This window comes from Prosthecobacter fluviatilis (genome assembly GCF_042655725.1).
Classification (GTDB): Bacteria; Verrucomicrobiota; Verrucomicrobiia; order Verrucomicrobiales; family Verrucomicrobiaceae; genus Prosthecobacter; species Prosthecobacter fluviatilis.
On sequence record NZ_JBHSMQ010000024.1, the window covers coordinates 1 to 1,004 of the forward strand.

The 1,004-nt window shown below is 51.9% G+C and carries 1 protein-coding gene; it reads left to right on the plus strand.

The window, feature by feature from the left end:
• Window positions 1–44: 44 nt before the first annotated feature.
• Window positions 45–995 carry an IS30 family transposase gene (locus ACFQDI_RS25170; protein WP_377172273.1) on the plus strand — a complete coding sequence of 317 codons (951 nt, stop codon included), beginning with the start codon at window positions 45–47 and terminating at the stop codon, window positions 993–995.
• The last annotated feature ends 9 nt before the right edge of the window (window positions 996–1,004 follow it).

Here is a 1,004-nt window from a genome sequence, read left to right on the forward strand (position 1 = left end):
CCGAAGTGCATCACTCCCTGGGCGTTTGATAACTACTCACTCGTATGAAACGCTACCATCATCTCACCGTCTTCCATCGAAGAGCAATTGGACAACTGCTCAAGCAGGGAGTCTCTAAAACAAAAATCGCCACCATTCTGGGGGTTCACCGCACAACCATTTACCGGGAGTTCAGGCGTAACCGATCAGGATTTGGGTACTGCTGCTTTATCGCCAATGATATGACACAACACCGGCGTTTAATGGCCAACCACAAGCGGTCCAAACTGACCTTGGATGTTAAGCGTTTCATTCGTGCCAAGCTGATCTTGAAACTTAGTCCGGAACAGATCGCTTCTTTGTTTTCGAATCAATTCGGTCACACTTTTACGGCCCAGTCCATCTACCGACACATACGATCTTACGAAGGTCACACCCTTGGCCTCAGGACGCTGCTGCGCCGCAAAGGCAAACGCTACTTCGCTTCTTCATCACGCCGGGCCGCTGTGCGCAATCGTCCTTCCATCGATTGCAGGCCAACGGCATTCAGTGACCGCAGCACCTTCGGACACTGGGAGGCGGACCTGATGGAGGGTGCTCGTAAACAGGCCGGCTCACTGCTGGTTTTGGTTGAGCGCAAATCGCGTTATACGCTCATACGCCATGTCTCCAACAAAAAGGCTGCGTCTGTCTCCAAAGCCATCATCCATGCTTTGCGCCGCTTCCAGACACTTTCCATCACCTATGACAACGGCTGTGAGTTTGCCAGTTATAAGTCGGTAGCTCAAGCTACAGGTGGCGAGCCCTTTTTCTGCCATCCCTACCACGCCTGGGAAAAGGGCACCGTGGAAAACACCATCGGCCTTATTCGCGAGTACTGCCCCAAGGGAGAGCCTGTCAGCAACCGCATCACCGAACACCGAAAAACTCAAAACCAACTTAACTTCCGACCACGCAAAACACTCGGCTTTCAATCACCTCATTCCCTCTTGCCTTTCCTGCTCAAACCCATCTAATTCCAAAAA

Bases quoted from the DNA above. Each gene is read 5' to 3' on its own strand.
- ACFQDI_RS25170 (WP_377172273.1), top strand. From the start codon at position 45: ATGAAACGCTACCATCATCTCACCGTCTTCCATCGAAGAGCAATTGGA.